Source organism: Microbulbifer maximicatervae (SeqCode) (assembly GCF_052467695.1).
In genome coordinates, this window is sequence record NZ_CP174320.1 from 998,524 (window position 1) to 1,012,282 (window position 13,759).

Below are 13,759 nucleotides of genomic sequence, written 5' to 3' on the forward strand. Positions count from 1 at the left end.
TCCGCTGAAGTGGCAGTAGCCGTCCCCGACCCTGCACCTTTTAAAGCCCAAATCCCGCCGCTTGACTGACAAATTCCCGGCGCAGCGGCGGGACCATTGTAAGGCCGAGCATTCCCAACTGACGAATTCCCTGTTGCAGCCAACCGGAAGAGGAAAACAGTGTGGGAATACGGTCACTGAATCCAATCGTCAATTGCTGGTCCAGCTGGCGCATTTCTCCGTATTTCTGCAGGAAATCGAGCCGCCCTGGCAATGTATCCGACGTCACTGTCGACAACGCTTGTGCCAATCCATAACAGTCCCGCAGAGTCAGGTTAAAACCCTGCCCTGCTACTGGGTGCAGAAAGTGGGCGCAATTGCCCATCAACACCACATTCCGGCGCCACTGTTCCTGGGCGATCGATAAACTCAGTGGATACCCCTGAACAGCTCCAACCTTAATAAAACGTCCGGCACGCCAGCCAAATACCTGCTGCAGTTTTTTCAGGCGTTCAGCCTCGGACATTACACCGACGCGCTCAGCCTCTGCTTCCTCGCAAGCCCACACTAGTGCCGCGCGGTGCTGCCCTTCTCTATCTGGCAGCGGTAAAAGTGCCATGGGCCCCATTCGGGTGAAGCGCTCGTAAGCCACACCTTGGTGAGGCTGTTGCAGAGCGACCGTAGCGACCAGCGCTCTCTGAGGGTACTTAACCGAGCTGATTTCTATTCCCAGCTGGCGGCAAAGGGGAGAGTTCACCCCATCGGCAACGACCACCAATCCGCAGGACAGTGCCTGATCGGGGGAATTATCCTCGGATCGCCACAACAGGTTTGCGCCCGCAGAGGTCATGGTAATGTCAGTAACCTGCGCCGGCGCTAATAATTGGGTGGAAGTGCTAGTCAGTGCGCTGTGGAGAATCGGGCCCAGCGCTGCATTTTCTATTACTGCGCCCAGAATGCCCTCAAAGTTGACTCCCTGTCCCTCCCGGGTCGAGAGGGCGGCGCCAAATGCATGCCCCCGATCACTCACATGAATACGATCAATCGGGGCGCTATAGGCTTGCAGAGCAGGCCAGAGCCCAAGCTCCGCAAATAACTGCAAGCTGCCTGCGGCAATGGCCGTGGCTCGCGTGTCGAAACTCGGCAACTGAATACTGGCAGCGGCATCCGGCAGTGCTCTCTGCTCCAAGAGCGCCACACTGAGTTGAGGACAAAAATGTGACAACATTAATGCCAGGCTGGCTCCCGCCATACCGCCACCGACAATGGCCACATCTACTTTACGCGCCGACTCACCCATCCCAATTCCCCCTTTGATTATTCGGCATTGAAATATTATTGGCCGAACAATCCAACAATCACTTCTAACGGGTCAGTAAGTCCCGCCCGTGAAGCATGGTGTATTCAATATCTTCAATCGCTTTTGGAGCCGCTGCTGAGAGGATCTGAGGCCCTCTATTGGTAAGTGCGACATCATCTTCGATTCGAATCCCGATCCCGCGAAATTCTGCGGGAATACTCTCATCGTCCTCCGGGACATAAATTCCGGGTTCGACCGTCATTACCATTCCGGCTTCCAGCTGGCGCCAGGCTCCATGAATGCGATAATCACCCACATCGTGCACATCCATGCCCAGCCAATGGCCAACCCGGTGCATATAAAACTGCCGATAAGCGCCAGACTCTATCAACCCCTGGGTGTCGCCTCGCAACAATCCTAAATCGACCAACCCCTGAGTGATTATCTCAACACTGGCAGCGTGGGGATGGTCCCAGTGATTGCCCACTGAAGCCTGTTCAATCGCCGCTTGCTGTGCCGCCAAAACGATCTCATAAAGTGCGCGCTGCGGTCCGCTAAATGAACCATTAACCGGATAGGTGCGAGTAATATCGGCCACATAACCACGGTACTCACAGCCCGCATCCACCAGCACCAAGTCCCCATCGCGCAACTGGGCATTATTACTGCAATAGTGCATCACCAACGCATTGCCGCCACCCCCAACGATGGTGGGATAGGCTGTTTCCCGGGCTCCGGAGTCGACAAAGGTATGCAGGAGAGCAGCCTCCAGCTGGTATTCGTAAAGGCCCGGCTGGCATCGGGTCATAGCCCGGCTGTGTGCCTCGGCACTGATTTTGGCCGCCTGCTCCATTAAGCGAATTTCCTGGGCCGACTTAATCAGTCGCATTTCCCGCAACTGGTAATCGAGGTCGACCATTTCCGGTGCCCCCCCGGTATCCGGCGCTGCGGCAATCCGCTCCAGGTAATTACGGATTCGCTTATCCAAATGAGCGTAGCGGCCCATGGGGAAATAGAGCAGCTCGCGCCCTTCTAGCAGCCCCGGCAAAATATCATCGAGATCACCGATGGGAAATGCATCGTTCAAGCCGCACTGCTGCATCGCGCGCTCCGGCCCCAGGCGCGGGCCATCCCACTTTTCTTTTTCCGCATCGCGCTCGCGACAGAACAGCAGGGTTTCTCCCTGTGTTCGTCCCGGTACCAAAACCAGCAGCGCTTCCGGTTCATCAAATCCAGTGAGATACAAAAAATCACTGTCCTGGCGAAACGGAAAAAAAGTATCCCGGGAACGCAGTTGCTCCCCAGCAGATGACACGATTGCCAAACTACCTGCGGGCAATTCTGCCATCAGGCGGTTGCGTCGGCGGGCGTACTCAGATCGACTGATTCCCGCTGTGGTTTTCGGGGTCTTAGACATCAGTGAATGGTGGGCTCGCTATTGGAGTCCTTACCCTTTACCTCAGTAAATATATTGAGTACGGCTACGCGCACGTATTCCTGCAGTTCCACCAGTTGCAGCTCCGTCTCCTCACCCTCTTCAACATGTTCGGCATCCAATTGGGCGATGGCACTTATATCTTTTAAAGCTTCGTCACTGGTGGGCATCAATTTTTCCCGGGCCCCGCCGACGCCAAAGCCATGCAGGAATCCATCGCACCAATGACCCAGCGCCAGAGCACGGGAGACAACATCTTCGTCATCGCACAGCACCAACTGAAAATCGAAGTTAGAGCCGTCGAGCTGCTTGTGACTTTCCTCAGTCAGCTGGAAAAAATCCCGATTGAGATCTGTCGGCACCGCCTCCACATCGAGCAATCCGGCCAGCTCATTCTGCCAACGCTGTTTGTCCGGTCGCTCGCCCGCCGCCAAAATGCCACAGATAAAACCGTGCAATTCACTGGGATCAGCCTGCCCCCCAGCTGAGAGAATGGCGTTGGCGAGGAGTTCAAATCGGCTAGCTTCAGAAGTCATGGTTACCGTACAGCTTTTTGTAAATTAGGCTTTTCAATCCGGCCGTCACACTGGTGTCAAACCGGGAATTTGAGGCATTAAGAGACAATTTTGTGATTGTCCGCGCAGGTGCAGCGATTGACCCACCAATACGCCGGCAATATAGTAGCGGAATCCCTCGCAGTCTGTCGTGTTGCGAACTCAGACGTCGACCTCAAATGCAGGAAATATGGATAAGCTGCAAGCGCTAGAAAGCACCGTGGATTCACTCATTGCCCGCTGTCAACAATTGGCGGATGACAATCGTGAATTACGCCGGCAGGAAGCCGACTGGCTGCGTGAACGCCAGCGCCTGATAAAAAATAACGAGGCCGCCCGCTCGCGGGTAGAAGCTATGATTAACCGTCTTAAGGGGCTAACGCAAGATACCTGATGTCTGAAACCGCATCACCCTCCGAAACTGTAACTGTTTCTATTCTCGATAAAGAGTACCGTGTCGCCTGCGCGGAAAGCGAGCGCGCCGGACTACAGGCTTCGGCACACCTGCTACACGAACGCATGTCCCGCATCCGCGCAACAGGTACTGTCATCGGCTTAGAGCGTATCGCCGTAATGGCAGCGCTTAATATTGCCCACGAGCTTATCCAAGCGAAAGCTGAACTCAGCTCCATTCCCCTGCAAGAGGAAATGTTGGAGCGGCTTACTGATAAGGTGCAAAGTGCACTGGGCGAAATAGACTCGGAAGAAAAACTTCAGGAGTAAGGTGACAAGAAGCCACTTTCTGCTACCGGTCACTTCATTTAAATTTCTGGTTAACAGCCCCCCGCTCTACAAGTTATAATTGGTTCATACCCTGGGGTGTTGGCCAGCAGACTATGTCCTTGAGCCGATAATCTTACCCCGGTGGTTTCCAGCGGGTGCTGGTGAGCAAGTCCGCCTTGTAGCGGAAAGCCTTATGTACTCCGGATCCCACCACCTTGAACCTTACGGTTCAAGGCTCCGTCTACAGCCGCACACTCGGGGTACCCTATTTCTTCACGCTCTTCTCTTCCCACAATGACTGAAACCAAAACGCAACTGCGCCGCCGTATGCGCGCGGGGCGACGGGAACTCAGCGCCTATCAACAGCGTTTGCATGGCCGTGCAGCCATCACTCTCCTGAGCCGTATCCCACAAATGAATCGAGCAGCTCATGTCGGTATCTATTGGCCGACTGATGGCGAGCTGGATGTCCGCTACCTGCTGCAACGTTTTCCACAAAAACATTTTTATTTGCCACAGCTGCCGGCAGAACCACACCCCCACCTCCGGTTCAGGCGTTGGCAAGGCGAACCCCTGGCTTTTCGCAATCGCTATCGCATTCCGGAGCCTGTGCGCACAACTTACCGCGCTCCCAAGCTCCTGGATCTTGTTTTGGTTCCTCTGGTCGCCTTCGACCCCAGCGGAGCGCGCTTGGGTATGGGGGCCGGTTTCTACGATCGGACTTTTGAGCGCAAACAGTTATTACCAGGCACTGGACCACAACTTATCGGCGCGGCGCACCATCTACAATGTGTGGATAACCTGCCCACAGACAATTGGGATATTCCACTGGATATGGTGGTTACAGAGCAAAGGATTTACCGCTGCCGCTAAAAAGTGGATAGTGGAGCACAAAAAAAGCCGGACACCTAAATGTCCGGCTTTTTTTGTGTTTGCTCGTGGGCAGAGCGCCCCCCCGGCATCAGCCTAACGGGTAACCACTCCCTGTTGCAGAGCAGCCGGCGGTTCAGCTTCGGAAGAAAATACCTCAGATAAACCACTGGTACTCAACAGAACGCCCGCGACAAAGACAACCACAGCGATTGTCAGCGCATCGGCTTTCATTGGGACCATCCTGTACGATAATTTTGTTTTTATATGCGTTTCGCCCCGCTTATGACCAGAGCCACAGCAAAAGTTCCACGCGAATAGACAATACTCAAGAAGCGGCGTAATAGTAACCGTTTATTGGATATTTTATGAGTTTTTTGTCTCAAAATTAGACAAGCAAGTTCGACAAAACAGGATTTGCAGTCTATACACGTTTCGATAAATGAGACGTCTTTCTCAGGTATCGGGAAGCGATGGTTTAAGCGCCCAAAAATAACCGATAAGCCGGATTCTGTGTTTCATCCCAAAAACGAAATTGAAGCTGGTGTAATAGTGTCTGTAGTTCGTCCCTCGCTGCCGGCTCCACCTGCAATCCCACAAGAACACGCCCATAAGCTGCCCCGTGATTGCGATAGTGAAACAGCGTTATATTCCAACGCCCGGCGAGATGCTCGAGGAACTTGCGCAAGGCCCCCGGGCGCTCGGGAAATTCAAAGCGGTAAATGACTTCGTCGGGCAAGCCCGGCACTCTACCTCCCACTAAATGGCGAATATGCAGTTTCGCCATTTCGTTATCGGTAAGATCGGTAACCTGATAATCTTTGGACTCAAGCTGACTGACCAATTGGCTGCGGTCTTCCTCAGATACCACCTGCAAACCCACAAAGATATGCGCTTCGTTATCACTGGCAAAACGATAGTTAAACTCAGTAATTGAGCGGTCCCCTAAATCCCGGCAGAACTGCAGGTAACTTCCCGGTTGCTCAGCAATTTTTACTGCGAGGACCGCCTCGCGCTTTTCACCGATCTCAGTGCGCTCACTAATGTAGCGCAGGCGATCAAAATTAATATTGGCTCCACTGCACACTGTGGCGAAGGTGCCATTGCGATTGTCGTTTTGCTCCAGATATTTCTTCAGCCCCGCCAAACCGACGGCCCCGGCCGGCTCAGCGATAGAGCGTGTATCCTCGAATATATCCTTAATGGCCGCACAGATTTCATCGGTACTAACAGTGATAACCCCATCCACGGTTTCGCGCAGAACCCGGAAGGTCTCCTCACCGATTTGTGCAACGGCAACACCATCGGCAAACAAGCCCACCTCCGCTAGCCGAGCGCGCTCGCCGGCTTTCAGCGCGGCCTCCAGACAGGCAGCATCCTGCGGCTCTACACCGTAGACTTTGGTTTCCGGACGTACATATTTGATATAGGCGGCCATACCCGCAGCTAAACCACCCCCTCCGACCGGAATAAACACCGCGTCCAGGTTACCCGAGTGCTGTCGCAGCATCTCCATAGCCACGGTGCCCTGGCCGGCGATTACATCGGGGTCATCGTAGGGGTGGATAAATACCAGCCCCCGCTCTTCAACCAGCTCGCGAGCCCTCGCCGCCGCTTCATCAAAAGTATCCCCATGTAGCACGACTTCGGCACCGCGCATGCGCACAGCACTCACCTTAATTTGCGGGGTGGTTTTGGGCATCACTATAGTGGCGCGCACTCCCATTTGGGCAGCGCTCAGGGCAAGCCCCTGGGCATGGTTACCCGCCGATGCAGCAATCACTCCCCGGGCCCGCTCCTCGGCGGGCAACTGCAGGAGCTTGTTGTATGCCCCTCGAATCTTGAAGGAAAACACCGGCTGCAGATCTTCGCGCTTCAACAGAATCCGGTTGTTAAACCGATGGGAGAGTTGGCGCATTTGCTCCAATGGCGTCTCGGTAGCGACATCGTAAATACGTGCGTCTAAAATGCGCTTGATATAGGACTTGGGCATGACGTGTTTGACGGCCGTAGCGGTTAATTACTGTGCGCGACTCAGCGTAGACTAATAGCAGGGTTACAAAGGCCCTGTGTGAAGCGCAGCACCGGCATGACAGTCTAAGCCTTGAGAAGCACATTTGCCACAAAAAACAACCAGACGCGCTTTTTTTTATCGTCAGATACAAATTAAGGCGAAATAATTGCAAAGGAAACTATCCAGAGTATGACCCAGGATGAATTGAAACAGGCGACAGCTCGCGCCGCTATCGACTATATCGCCCCGCGCCTGGAGGACAATTCCATTGTCGGCGTAGGTACCGGTTCCACAGCTAACTTCTTTATCGATTACCTGGCGGAGATCAAAGGTACCTTTGACGGTACTGTGGCCAGTTCTGAAGCCTCCGCACAGCGACTCAAATCCCACGGCATTCCCGTTTATGAGCTTAATGCCGTCGACAGCATCCAGTTCTATGTGGATGGTGCCGATGAAGTGAATCCGGCCCTTGAAATGATCAAAGGTGGTGGTGCTGCATTGACTAGAGAAAAAATCGTGGCGGCCTGCTCTGAAGAATTTATCTGCATTGCCGATGAGAGCAAGTGGGTAAAAGTCCTGGGAGAGTTTCCCCTACCGGTTGAAGTTATCCCCATGGCACGCTCGCTGGTTGCCCGGGAGCTGGTTAAACTGGGCGGTGATCCGGTTTATCGTCAAGGTGTGATCACAGATAATGGCAATGCCATTCTCGATGTATACAATCTGCGTATCGAACACCCCACTGTCCTTGAAGAAACCATCAATAACATTACCGGTGTGGTGACCAACGGTATCTTTGCCAAGCGCTCCGCCGATATTTTACTGCTTGGCACCAGTGCCGGAGTGAAGACCATTACCGTTTAAACATGTCGTAAATAGTTATGCACAAAAAAAATAAAAAATGCGGACTGCTGGTTTTGCTCAGTGCTGTTGCACTGAGCAGCGGCTGTGCAACCGCACCTCCAAGTAATCTCGACAACGTCTGCTCTATTTTCCAGGAAAAAAAGAAGTGGTACGGCGAAGCAAAAGACGCGGAGGAAAAATGGGGCTCTCCAATTGCAGTGATGATGGCAATCATGCACCAGGAATCCCGTTTTGTGCATGATGCCAAGCCCCCGCGCACCAAGATCCTGGGCTTTATCCCCGGCCCGAGGCCTTCCGATGCCTACGGTTATCCCCAGGCTCTGGGAACCACTTGGCGCCACTACCAAAGGTCTTCCTTTAACTACGGTGCCGATCGGGATGATTTTGGCGACGCCATCGATTTTATCGGCTGGTATAACAACACCAGTGCACGCCAGTGCCAGATACGCGCCAATGACACCTACAGCCTTTACCTCGCCTACCACGAGGGGCACGGTGGTTTTAATCGGCGCACTTTCCAGAATAAAGCCTGGCTAAAGAATGTATCCCACAAGGTATCTGCCAGGGCGCAAAAATATCAGCAACAACTCAATAGCTGCGAACAGTCGCTGAAAAAACGCAAGAAATTTCTCTGGATTTTCTAGCTGATCACAACGACCGTTAGTCGCAAGGCCCACCTCGGTTTAAATCCGGTGCAGTTTTCCTGCATTATGAGCGGCGATAGCCGCTCGCTAAATTTTATGACCTCACAACCACTCCAGGAAAAATTCTCCTTGCTGGCGGAAAAAGGCGCTACAAGGCGCCAGAAACTGACTACGCTGAAGACTAATAGCTACCCGCTTTAGACTTGGTACAGGTCACTAAAGCTCCGCCACAAGCATAAATTTACAGCCCCAACGTGACGCTGGGTGCTCCCTCTGAGAAGCAAAAGCGTCCTTATACTTTTTGGAGTGCCCGATGAAGCTCTTTTTGAAATACCTGGCTGTATTGGCAATATCACTCAGCGTGCCGATGACCTTCGCACAACCTGCTACCAGCCAAACAACCGCCCCCAAAGCTTCGTTTAGCGAACCGCAGCTCAAGCAATTTGCCAACGCCTATCGCTCTATCGTGATGCTGAGTCGAGAATACGCTCCCAAACTGAAAGCGGCTGCCGATATCAAGGAAGCGGAAGCGATCAACAAAGAAGCACAGGGAAAAATGATCGCCGCAATTGAAAAAGCCGGCCTTTCCAAAACCAAATACCAGGAAATTGCCAACAGCATTAAATCGAATCCCGCCCTACTGGAGAAAGTGAACAAAATTCTTCAGCAAAGCCATGCGCCACAGCAGTAATCCAACTTTGTGAGTGGCGCTCTGATCAGCTCATTGCGTCACTCAAATCCAGCTTTACATCTAACACCTGGCAAATAATCGGCAAATTGGTTTTCACCCAATTCTTGTCAAAAGACCCCCAATCACGCAGCAGGTAGTAGCCGTCATTGTGGCGCACGCCCTCCTGAATGAACTCTACAACTGTGCCATGCCCCGGCAATCCTTTCGCAATAATGTCCTGCACCGTACGGCGAGGCCATCCAGTTGCCTCCTCCAAAGTAGGATTATTAGGACGCGGAATATGCTCGATCAGGTAAGCAATCAACATTCGCCGGCAGATGGTCGGGTTTAACAGACTTGCAACAGACGTCGGTGACATTTGACCAGTCCTTCACTAACGGAATTTTTCCTATTGTTGACGAATATGACTTACAGGTCGAGGAAATAGTGATTCACTATCGCTATCAAACTTTAAAAGAACTGTCAGTCCACAGAGGAACAAGCATAGAAAATTGTTGAGAGCAAAACTGGGATTTTCAGTCGTTAACGCAAAAAATACACATTAAAAGACAGAAATAGACAACTTTTATTCCATAAGCCCATCAAGTTCGAAACTGTCACCACTAATAAAAGCACAGGCAGTTGCATATAAATTAAGCAGAAGCCTGACTTTCTCTCTCTGTTTGCGCATAATCCATACCGTAATACAGCAGCAGACAGAAAATAATTGTGAGGCTGAAAGAGTGGACAATGAAAACCCCAAACTCCGCGAAGCGGGGCTAGGTATTCCCGCCGCTGCGGTAAAGGCCCATCTGGTTGGTGCACAAGCGACCGGACTGGATTGCCAACAACTACTCATCGATAGCGGAATCGCCCCCGCCCAGCTAGATGATCCCGATAGCCGCGTTGGCCGGGAGCAGATGGCCAACTTGTTACGCCTTGAGTGGGATTTTCTGAACGATGAGTCAGGAGGATTCCTGGCGCGCCCTTGGCTGCCGGGCACTTTTGCCATGATGGGGCACGCTTGTATCACCTGTCCCAACCTGCGCCGAGCTCTGCTTCGCTCTAGCCGCTTTATCAGCATGGTGAGTGACGACTTGCACATCAAGCTGGTCGAGGACGGTGAAGAAGCTCGACTGATCATTCACCACACCAATGAAAAAAAATTGCCCAACCAAATTTTCGTCGAATCTATCGCGGTAATCTGGTTGCGCTTTTTTAGCTGGCTGATCGACCGTACCATTTTATTAGAGCGCGTTCTTCTGGCGTTTCCCCCGCCCGACTACAACGAAGACTACAGCGATATGTTCCCTTGCAGGCACTACTTTAACCAAGGTGAAACCTGCCTGGTATTTAACACTCGCTATTTGCAAATGCCCCTGGTACGCGATGAGCAACAGCTGGCAGACTTCCTGTCCCGCGCCCCCGAGTGCCTGTTGACCCAATACAAATCCGACCACAGTTTCACCGGTCGTATTCGCCGTATGCTGCAACAGCAAAACAGTATCGAAAATCTGTCACTGGATGATGTCGCCGCACGTTTATACACATCTCCACAGACGCTGCGCCGCCGCCTCAAAGAGGAGGGCAACAGCTGGCAGGATATTAAAGACTCTGTTCGGCGGGATATGGCGGTTTACCAGTTGAAGCAGCAGGAAACTGCTGTAGCTGAAATTGCCGAGCGCCTGGGCTTTTCCGAACCCAGCGCTTTTAATCGCGCATTTAAAAAGTGGACGGGGCTAGCCCCCGGAGCTTACAGGGATAAGTTCCGTAGTTAAGGCGATACTAAAAATCCCGGTCAAAAGACCGGGATTTTTTATAAATGAAATCTACCTTGGAAAATATCCTTTAAAGGGATTCCCGTATCCCGGCTACTCCTGAGAGTTTGTCACTACCCGGATACTAACTCGCTCAACATTGAGGGCTTTTTGGTCCCTCTTCTCTGACATATCTTCCGCTACAGGCTTAGCTGAGCCCATTCCTGTTGCGGTGATACGATTTGCCGCTATCCCCTTCTTCAGTAGAAGTTCTTTCACTACATCCGCGCGTTCTTGGGAAATTTCCTGCTCTGCAATTTCATTGCCCTCACCTTTAACATGCCCTTCAATCGCAATGGTTAAGTTGGGGTTGTCCTGCATGATTTTTGCCAGAGCATCGATATCCTCAGCTGCAGGGTTAGTGATTTTTGCGGTTCCCTTTTCAAAGTTCACCCGCATGGGGAATTCCCGGTCGGGATTGTCAGAAAAGCTCTTGAGATAATCACGCAAATTACTGGAAAAGTTATCGGGACCCAGCTGCGCTTCCTCTTCCGCTTTCTCAAGGGGGGAATCCCCTACCGGCTGTGAAGCGGACTCCATAAAGCTCGCTTCCTGGGAAGTCATGGAAGGATTGCTTACTGAATTTTCCTTTTTCCCTTTCAACATACACATATTCAATGCGTAGAGAACCACAAGTACCAACAGCAAAGGAAAAAACCAGCTACTGAAACTAACCGGTTTACGTTTTTCTTCGGGCCCTTGAATTGCTGTAGCCCGAGGCTCCTGGGGTTTGGCGTGGCCATGGGTAACCAGAGCGTCTCCCAACTTTCCAAAATCTGGAACGTCGATTGCTTGAAGAAGGTTATCCGGTATATACCCCTGTAAATGCTCCCGCTGCCCAATCAGGAATGAGGCCAAGTCGGAAACATCCATTTTTTGAGCTTTGGCCTGGCTTTGCATCAACGAAGTAACTATCGGTGCGGATACACTCAATAGATCTCCGCCCTCTTTACCCAGATTATTCGCTGCAACTTCCAGGACCTCTTTTTTACGACTGCTGAAAATTTTTCCCAGCATTTTCTCACCGATGTCTGTAATTGACTTCAACTTTTCTGGTGAGGAAATAGCGGTGGCGAATTTAGACAAATCCAGCGCTTCACTTTCAGAAATTAAATTAAATAAATAACCCATTCCTGTTTTACTACTGGCCCTGTTCAACATACCAGCCAGTATGTAAGCAACGCCTGAGCAGAGTGCAGCTTCACCTTGCCCTGCCGGCAAATTCAAAGCCTTTGTCAGCGCATCAATACCCCCGGAGCCCAATTGGCCGGTAGCCATATCCAAAACATTATCCGCCATAGCCAAACCTCGCTCACCACCTCAGGGACCGTCAAAGTACATTTATTTGTCCGGGGCCACCCGTGTGTTACCCATTCAAATTTTTCTCAGCTGCCCTGAATCCCCATTACCCTGCCTGACATGGAATTCCTCCAGCCGCAAAGATAATTTAAGTGCCAATTTACCGTGCCAAAATTTCAATAGATTTAGGCGCCTTACTTGAGTGTACGGCAGTACCTCCACATGGTTAGGTTAATTTGGAATAAATAAAAAGATATTTGACTAGGAATTTTCGGTAGTACCTGGAAGCTGAGTCATCTTCCGTGGCAATTTTTATCATTGAACCCAAGCTGCACCGCACTATGGTAATAAGCGAAACCATAAAATAAAAAGAGGCTAAAACCGTGCCAACCGAAGCCTACATCTACGATGCTATCCGCACCCCGCGGGGCAGAGGCAAATCCAGCGGTGCCCTTCACGAAGTCAAACCTATCACCCTGCTTTCAGATCTCCTGAAAGAATTACAGACCCGCAATAGATTCGACACTGCCAAAGTGGACGATATCGTTATGGGCTGTGTTACACCGATCGGAGATCAGGGTGCCGATATCGCAAAAGTTGCAGCTTTAGCTGCCGATTGGGACTGGGATATCGGTGGCGTAACTCTAAATCGCTTCTGTGCCTCCGGTGCCGAAGCGGTCAATCTCGCCGCTACCAAAGTTCGCTCCGGGTGGGAGCATCTGGTAGTGGCCGGAGGCGTAGAGTCCATGTCGCGGGTGCCCATGGGCAGCGACGGCGGCGCCTGGGCGATGGACCCACGTACAGCAATAGATACTGGATTTGCACCCCAGGGCATTGGCGCGGACTTGATCGCTACACTCGGCGGATTTTCCCGCGAGGATGTGGATAACTTTGCGCTGGACTCTCAGCACAAAGCGGCAGCCGCCTGGAAGCGCGGTGCTTTCGAAAAATCTGTGATTCCCGTACGCGACCAAAATGGCCTGACCATTCTCGATCACGACCAGCTGGTGCGCCCAGATGCGTCCATAGAGGCCCTGGCACAACTCAAGCCGTCCTTTGCCGGGATGGGTGACCTGTGCTTCGACAGCATTGCCATATCCCGTTACCCACAGGTCGAATCAATCAACCATGTTCACACTGCGGGAAATTCCTCAGGCATCGTCGATGGCGCAGCCGCCCTGCTGATCGGCAGTGAACAGGCCGGGCGGGATCTGGGGCTCAGCCCCCGCGCCCGTATTGTCTCCGCTGCGGTAGTGGGCACTGAGCCTACTATCATGCTCACAGGCCCCGCGCCCGCCACTCGCAAAGCCCTGAAGGCCGCAGGCCTGACGGTGCAGGATATTGACCTCTTTGAGGTGAATGAAGCCTTCGCGGCAGTGGTGATGCGTTTCCAACACGAGTTAGACGTGGACCCACAAAAACTCAACGTTAACGGCGGCTCAATCGCTATGGGCCACCCCCTCGGCGCGACCGGTGCAATGCTGATCGGCACAGTACTGGATGAGCTGGAACAACGGCAACTTCGCTACGGCCTGGTCACACTATGTGTGGGCGGCGGTATGGGTGTAGCAACCATTATCGAAAGAGTTTAGG

Annotated in this window: 14 protein-coding genes, 1 other RNA gene and 1 pseudogene; 9 read left to right on the plus strand and 7 right to left on the minus strand. The window is 52.3% G+C overall.

Annotated features, from left to right (window positions below):
* Positions 1-40 precede the first annotated feature (40 nt).
* The 3 genes from ACJJI8_RS04210 to ACJJI8_RS04220 form a co-directional block, all read right to left on the minus strand.
* Positions 41-1,279 carry an FAD-dependent monooxygenase gene (locus ACJJI8_RS04210; protein WP_444934382.1) on the minus strand — a complete coding sequence of 413 codons (1,239 nt, stop codon included), beginning with the start codon at positions 1,277-1,279 and terminating at the stop codon, positions 41-43.
* A gap of 64 nt (positions 1,280-1,343) precedes the next feature.
* A complete protein-coding gene (locus ACJJI8_RS04215; protein ID WP_444934383.1) occupies positions 1,344-2,696 on the minus strand; it encodes an aminopeptidase P N-terminal domain-containing protein in 1,353 nt (450 codons plus the stop codon).
* On the minus strand, positions 2,696-3,250 hold the full coding sequence (locus ACJJI8_RS04220) for a UPF0149 family protein (protein ID WP_444934384.1): 555 nt from the start codon (positions 3,248-3,250) through the stop codon (positions 2,696-2,698). The genes ACJJI8_RS04215 and ACJJI8_RS04220 overlap by 1 nt, the downstream gene beginning before the upstream one ends.
* A gap of 169 nt (positions 3,251-3,419) precedes the next feature.
* Here ACJJI8_RS04220 and ACJJI8_RS04225 point away from each other — a divergent pair, with 169 nt between their 5' ends.
* The 4 genes from ACJJI8_RS04225 (at position 3,420) to ACJJI8_RS04240 (ending at position 4,864) form a co-directional block, all read left to right on the plus strand.
* The gene (locus ACJJI8_RS04225) at positions 3,420-3,662 is read left to right on the plus strand and encodes a TIGR02449 family protein (protein WP_444918431.1); all 243 of its coding nucleotides are present in this window, start codon (positions 3,420-3,422) and stop codon (positions 3,660-3,662) included.
* A complete protein-coding gene (locus ACJJI8_RS04230) occupies positions 3,662-3,991 on the plus strand; it encodes a cell division protein ZapA (protein ID WP_413663605.1) in 330 nt (109 codons plus the stop codon). Before ACJJI8_RS04225 ends, ACJJI8_RS04230 begins: the two co-directional genes overlap by 1 nt.
* A gap of 85 nt (positions 3,992-4,076) precedes the next feature.
* A non-coding RNA gene (gene ssrS, locus ACJJI8_RS04235) (6S RNA) lies at positions 4,077-4,257 on the plus strand.
* A gap of 28 nt (positions 4,258-4,285) precedes the next feature.
* A complete protein-coding gene (locus tag ACJJI8_RS04240) occupies positions 4,286-4,864 on the plus strand; it encodes a 5-formyltetrahydrofolate cyclo-ligase (RefSeq protein WP_444907015.1) in 579 nt (192 codons plus the stop codon).
* Positions 4,865-4,957: 93 nt separating this feature from the next.
* Here the strand turns inward: ACJJI8_RS04240 and ACJJI8_RS04245 are convergent, their stop codons facing one another.
* Entirely contained in the window at positions 4,958-5,095 is a 138-nt protein-coding gene (locus tag ACJJI8_RS04245) for a hypothetical protein (RefSeq protein WP_192879435.1), read from the minus strand.
* Between the two features lie 244 nt (positions 5,096-5,339).
* Positions 5,340-6,857 (minus strand): annotated as a pseudogene (ilvA, locus tag ACJJI8_RS04250) (threonine ammonia-lyase, biosynthetic); the annotation flags it as partial.
* 207 nt (positions 6,858-7,064) lie between these two features.
* Between ilvA and rpiA the strand changes: the two are divergent.
* From rpiA to ACJJI8_RS04265, 3 genes are all read left to right on the plus strand, one after another.
* Positions 7,065-7,736, plus strand: a complete 672-nt coding sequence (rpiA, locus tag ACJJI8_RS04255; RefSeq protein WP_282930934.1) for a ribose-5-phosphate isomerase RpiA — start codon at positions 7,065-7,067, stop codon at positions 7,734-7,736.
* Between the two features lie 17 nt (positions 7,737-7,753).
* A complete protein-coding gene (locus tag ACJJI8_RS04260; RefSeq protein WP_282930933.1) occupies positions 7,754-8,380 on the plus strand; it encodes a transglycosylase SLT domain-containing protein in 627 nt (208 codons plus the stop codon).
* A 313-nt stretch (positions 8,381-8,693) separates the two neighbouring features.
* Positions 8,694-9,071 carry a DUF4168 domain-containing protein gene (locus ACJJI8_RS04265; RefSeq protein WP_282930932.1) on the plus strand — a complete coding sequence of 126 codons (378 nt, stop codon included), beginning with the start codon at positions 8,694-8,696 and terminating at the stop codon, positions 9,069-9,071.
* A 25-nt stretch (positions 9,072-9,096) separates the two neighbouring features.
* On the opposite strand, the gene ACJJI8_RS04270 is transcribed toward ACJJI8_RS04265, so the two are convergent.
* Entirely contained in the window at positions 9,097-9,429 is a 333-nt protein-coding gene (locus tag ACJJI8_RS04270) for a helix-turn-helix domain-containing protein (RefSeq protein ID WP_413663608.1), read from the minus strand.
* 364 nt (positions 9,430-9,793) lie between these two features.
* Between ACJJI8_RS04270 and ACJJI8_RS04275 the strand changes: the two genes are divergently transcribed.
* Positions 9,794-10,828, plus strand: coding sequence for an AraC family transcriptional regulator (locus ACJJI8_RS04275; protein ID WP_282930930.1), 1,035 nt, complete (start codon positions 9,794-9,796; stop codon positions 10,826-10,828).
* A 93-nt stretch (positions 10,829-10,921) separates the two neighbouring features.
* On the opposite strand, the gene ACJJI8_RS04280 is transcribed toward ACJJI8_RS04275, so the two are convergent.
* Complete coding sequence (locus ACJJI8_RS04280) at positions 10,922-12,166, minus strand: OmpA family protein (RefSeq protein ID WP_444934385.1); 1,245 nt, start codon at positions 12,164-12,166, stop codon at positions 10,922-10,924.
* Between the two features lie 383 nt (positions 12,167-12,549).
* Here ACJJI8_RS04280 and ACJJI8_RS04285 point away from each other — a divergent pair, with 383 nt between their 5' ends.
* Positions 12,550-13,758, plus strand: coding sequence for an acetyl-CoA C-acetyltransferase (locus tag ACJJI8_RS04285; protein WP_444915307.1), 1,209 nt, complete (start codon positions 12,550-12,552; stop codon positions 13,756-13,758).
* Position 13,759 lies beyond the last annotated feature (1 nt).

Bases quoted from the DNA above. Each gene is read 5' to 3' on its own strand.
- ACJJI8_RS04210 (WP_444934382.1), bottom strand. From the start codon at position 1,279: ATGGGTGAGTCGGCGCGTAAAGTAGATGTGGCCATTGTCGGTGGCGGT.
- ACJJI8_RS04215 (WP_444934383.1), bottom strand. From the start codon at position 2,696: ATGTCTAAGACCCCGAAAACCACAGCGGGAATCAGTCGATCTGAGTAC.
- ACJJI8_RS04220 (WP_444934384.1), bottom strand. From the start codon at position 3,250: ATGACTTCTGAAGCTAGCCGATTTGAACTCCTCGCCAACGCCATTCTC.
- ACJJI8_RS04230 (WP_413663605.1), top strand. From the start codon at position 3,662: ATGTCTGAAACCGCATCACCCTCCGAAACTGTAACTGTTTCTATTCTC.
- ACJJI8_RS04240 (WP_444907015.1), top strand. From the start codon at position 4,286: ATGACTGAAACCAAAACGCAACTGCGCCGCCGTATGCGCGCGGGGCGA.
- ACJJI8_RS04245 (WP_192879435.1), bottom strand. From the start codon at position 5,095: ATGAAAGCCGATGCGCTGACAATCGCTGTGGTTGTCTTTGTCGCGGGC.
- rpiA (WP_282930934.1), top strand. From the start codon at position 7,065: ATGACCCAGGATGAATTGAAACAGGCGACAGCTCGCGCCGCTATCGAC.
- ACJJI8_RS04260 (WP_282930933.1), top strand. From the start codon at position 7,754: ATGCACAAAAAAAATAAAAAATGCGGACTGCTGGTTTTGCTCAGTGCT.
- ACJJI8_RS04265 (WP_282930932.1), top strand. From the start codon at position 8,694: ATGAAGCTCTTTTTGAAATACCTGGCTGTATTGGCAATATCACTCAGC.
- ACJJI8_RS04270 (WP_413663608.1), bottom strand. From the start codon at position 9,429: ATGTCACCGACGTCTGTTGCAAGTCTGTTAAACCCGACCATCTGCCGG.
- ACJJI8_RS04280 (WP_444934385.1), bottom strand. From the start codon at position 12,166: ATGGCGGATAATGTTTTGGATATGGCTACCGGCCAATTGGGCTCCGGG.